The sequence below is a fragment of the Actinosynnema sp. NPDC023658 genome, from assembly GCF_040639995.1.
Lineage (GTDB): Bacteria > Actinomycetota > Actinomycetes > Mycobacteriales > Pseudonocardiaceae > Actinosynnema.
Window position 1 is genome coordinate 1 of record NZ_JBFAAX010000525.1, and the last position, 4,154, is coordinate 4,154.

3 protein-coding genes are annotated in these 4,154 nt (G+C 70.8%); all 3 read left to right on the forward strand.

What is annotated here, in order from left to right:
* Window positions 1-1,745: tetratricopeptide repeat protein (locus AB0G02_RS30385; protein WP_360800731.1), on the forward strand; the 1,745-nt coding region annotated here is incomplete at its 5' end.
* Between the two features lie 257 nt (window positions 1,746-2,002).
* Window positions 2,003-2,281 (forward strand): DUF4342 domain-containing protein, encoded by a 279-nt coding sequence (locus AB0G02_RS30390; RefSeq protein ID WP_360800734.1) that lies wholly within the window; start codon window positions 2,003-2,005, stop codon window positions 2,279-2,281.
* Window positions 2,282-2,777: 496 nt separating this feature from the next.
* Window positions 2,778-3,260, forward strand: a complete 483-nt coding sequence (locus AB0G02_RS30395; RefSeq protein ID WP_360800737.1) for a hypothetical protein — start codon at window positions 2,778-2,780, stop codon at window positions 3,258-3,260.
* Window positions 3,261-4,154: the final 894 nt, after the last annotated feature.

Sequence of the window (4,154 nt, forward strand, 5' to 3'; positions counted from 1 at the left end):
GTGCCCAGTCGGACCCGGGCGCCCTGTACCGCAACCTGATGGCCGGACGGCGAGCGCTGGTGCTGCTGGACAACGCCGCATCCGCGGACCAGGTCGTGCCGCTGCTCCCGGGCAACCCCACCTGCACCGTGCTGGTCACCAGCCGCACCAGCCTGCCGTCGTTGATCGACCGGCACGGCGCGCACCACCTGCCCCTGGGCGTGCTCACGCCCGTGGAGTCCCGCGCCCTGCTGGCCGCACGCCTGGGAAAGCACCGCACCGACGCCGAACCCGACGCCATCGACGAGCTGGTCGGGCTGTGCGGTCGACACCCCTTGGCCCTGGCGATCATCGCGCGGCACGCCGCCACCCGTCCCCGGCTCCCGCTGGCCGAGTTGGCCGCGGAACTGCGCGAGGCGGGTCTGGAGATGCTCGACCACGACACCGACCTCACCGCCAGCCTGCCCACCGTGCTGTCGTGGTCGCTGCGCCGCCTCACCCCCCGGCAGCGGGTGGTGTTCGTGCTGCTCGGGATCGCGCCCGGACCCGACATCGACCTGCCCGCCGCCGCCTCCCTCACCGGCCTGCCCCCGACCGAGGCGCGCAAGGCCCTGCGCGTGCTGGAGGACCACTCGCTGCTGGACCGGCACCCGCACGGCCGCTACGCGATGCACGACCTGGTCCGCGCCTACGCCACGACCGCGGACGAACACCTGCCGGAGCCGGAGCGGGAGGCCGCGCTGGAGCGGGTGGCGGACTTCTACCTGCACACCGCCCACGCCGCCGACCACCTGCTGAACCCCTACCGCCCACCGATCCGGCTCGACCCGCCCGCGCCCGGCACCCAGTCCCACCCGTTGCCCGACCGCGCGACGGCCCTGGCCTGGATGGACGCCCACCACCTGCACCTCCTGGCCGTCCAGCAGGACGCGGTCGCCCGACGTCGGCACCGGGTGGTGTGGCAGATCGCCTGGACCCTGGGCACGTTCCACCGCCTGCGCGGGCACATCCACGACGACCTCGCGGTGTGGCAGGCCGCGGCCGAGGCGGCCACCCACCTGCCCGACCCCGGCACGCACATCCTCGCCCACCGGCTCCTCGGCCACGCCCACGCCGAGCTGGAGCGGCACGAGCGGGCCATCGACCACCTCCACCGAGCCCTCGCACTGGCCCGGCAGCACCAAGACCTCGCGCAGCAGGCCCACACCCACCACGCCCTCACGTGGGCCTGGGAGCAGCGCGGCAACGACCGCAAAGCCCTCGACCACGCCCGGCACGCCCTGGACCTCTTCCGCGCCCTCGGCTCCCCGGTGTGGGAGGCCACCGCGCTCAACATGGTCGGCTGGCACGCCGCTCGCCTGGGCGAGTACGAAGTCGCCCGCGAGCACTGCCAGGCCGCCCTCGACCTGTACCGCCGCCACGACGACCTCGACGGCGAGGCGGACACCCTGGACAGCTTCGGCTGGATCGAGCACCACACCGGCCACCACCGCCGGGCCGTCGACCACTACCGGCAGGCGCTCGACCTCTACCACGCCGTCGGCAACACCGCCGAGGCCGCCGACACCCTGGACAACCTCGCCCACAGCCACCTCGCACTCGGTGACCACACCCGGGCTCGTGCGGCTTGGAGCGAAGCACTGGACCTCTACCGACAACAGGGCCGCGCCACCGACGCCGAACGCGTCCGCCGACAGCTCACCGACCTGGAGCCGACGTCGATCAGGACCGGGAACGCGGGGACCGAAGGTCCGGTGCCGTCCTGAGCGAGGTGCCTGAGGATCGTGTTCGGCCTGCGTGCGACGTGCCGACCACCTTCCCCACCTACGCCCCGGAGACCCGACCTGCCGCGTCCCGGCACAGTCGCCCCTGCCGTGGCCTACCTCGCCAGCACCCCGGGTGGACGTTCGTGGAACTCATCAGGGGTGAATCAGGCGAGGGTCAGGGAGAACCCCGATGGCGGGGTGTCGGATCGCGGGCAGGCTGAAGGCGTCAAGGAACCGCCGGCAGTTCGAGGAGAGTCATGAGCGAGTTCAAGCCCGAGAATCCCCGTGTCGCCGTCGATGCGGTGGTCGACGCCGTTCGCGGGCTGGTCAGTGAAGGCATCAACCGCCGTGTGGTCGTGCGCGACAGCAAGGACGACGTGGTGCTGGAGGTGCCGGTGGCTCTCGGGTTGGTCGCGGTGCTGGCCGCTCCGGTGGTCACGGTGATCGGTACCGGCGTCGCGCTGGCCGGCAAGTGCGGGATCACGCTCGAGAACCGCCAGCGGCCCGCGACCACGGTCGACACCGAGCAGGTGTAGTCGGCAGCCGCGGGTTGCCGGGACGGAGGTACGCGCGGCCGGGACGCGGTGGGTGTGGTCCCGGACCGGTCGCGCTACGCCGAGCGTGAAGAGCGCGCCCACTGGCCTACCTGGACGTGTCCAACACCCTCGCACTGCTGCGCCTTTTACCCATGAGCGCCAACGCGGCAACGCCCGCCCTGGGTTCTTCCCCGCCGGCGCTTTCCTGGCCCACGACTTCTTCAAGACCCGCACGGTTAACGGCCCAGGTCGGAGCCGAAGTCGTTGTCGACCCGCCGGCCGTAGTTCGTCTCCGAGGTCTCGTCGATGTCCAGCACGATCACCGGTCGGTCCACCCGCCCGTGAGCCTGGTGCCGAGACAGGTGCGCCCCCCACTCCGCCCTCGACATCCGCTCCGACCTGCGAGCGCCGGGAGGGCGCGAGGTTCTGGACCGGGACGAGGGGTTGGGCTTGGATCACCGGCATGGGTGACGCGGAACAGATGTGGATCACTGTCGTGCCGGCGTTAGAGGACGGCGAGGCGGACGAGGCCGAGCTGGTCCTCATCGGGATCGACCCCACCTCGGACGACCCCGGTCAGCGGGTCGTGGACATGCTGCTGGACCGGGGTCACGAGGGTGAGGAGGGCGTGTTCTACCTGCTCCCGTTCGACCTGGGGATGCGCTACGAGCGCGTCGGCGACCGGTTGGCCGTGCTCCTGCTGACCTCCCCCGAGGTGTACGACCACATGGTGCGCGAGTACCGGGAGGACCTCGCAGAAGCCGCGGCGCACCTGCGCACTGCCCCGCTGGTGGACGGCGGGGTGCTCCTGCTGCGCCGGGAGATCGCCACAGACTTCGACCCCGCCACCGACAGCGGCGACCAACCGGTGGTCCTGCTGCTCCAAGAGGGGCCCGCAGCCGAGCCGGACCTGTTCTCGGCCTTGGAGGAAGGCGAGGCAGCGCTCGCGGTCGTCGGTACCTGGGGTGAGGACGAGTAGGCACTCGCCCGCGCGGAGCGGCACCGCTGGTGCCGCTCCGGGTGCAGCACGACGGTTCGGCTGTCGCCGGTCAGATCGCCCGGGTTCCGCGTCGCACTGATCAACCCGCGGCTCGTCCTCGATCACGCCGACCTGCTCCGGGTCCTCCGGAGCGCACACCATGGTCGCGTAGCGGGTGACCGCGACCGACTGCTTAACCCAGGCCGCGCCTCGACATGGCCTTGGTCGCTACCCCAGGAGCGAGCGTCGACTCGGTGCCAGATTGCGTGCCCACGCGCGTTCACCGTGCCGGCGGCGCTGGAGTAATTGCACGCCGAGGCGTCGAGCCTCGCTGCGGGGATGGCGCACGCCGTCCTCCCCATCATGTGCTGCCGTCGGCCGACGCGCTGCGCGCATACTCCCGGTTTCGCGACTGTCATCCGGACTGATCCTCGGCGGCCACGGCCGGGCTTAATGCGACTACCGACGCCTCAATTGTTCACAAGTGTGATCGGCACCCGTCGTTTCTGTTCACAAGTATGACCACCCGCATTGATCCGCAACGGATTGATGATCGATTCGAACGCCTTCCACCTGGGCATTCGACGGCATTCGACAGTTACCCGACGCCAGCCACCGAAACCATCATTGACCGGCCACTTCCAGACCATCTAGCATTCGACGGGAAAGCGATTCCCACAACGACGTGAGGAAGCACCTCGGACGCGTGGTATTGACCACCGCGTGCCGGTGGATTTCTCGCCAGCGGGTTCCGCCCAGCGTGAATAGTCGCCGCCGCCAGTTCCAGCGTCCAGGTAAGCCAGAAGCGGAGTAGTCGATGAATGTTCAACCTCCCATCGTGGGCGCCGCACGGCCGCGCGGCGCGCGATGGCGTGCGGGCGCCGCAGTGGCGGC

Bases quoted from the DNA above. Each gene is read 5' to 3' on its own strand.
- AB0G02_RS30390 (WP_360800734.1), top strand. From the start codon at position 2,003: ATGAGCGAGTTCAAGCCCGAGAATCCCCGTGTCGCCGTCGATGCGGTG.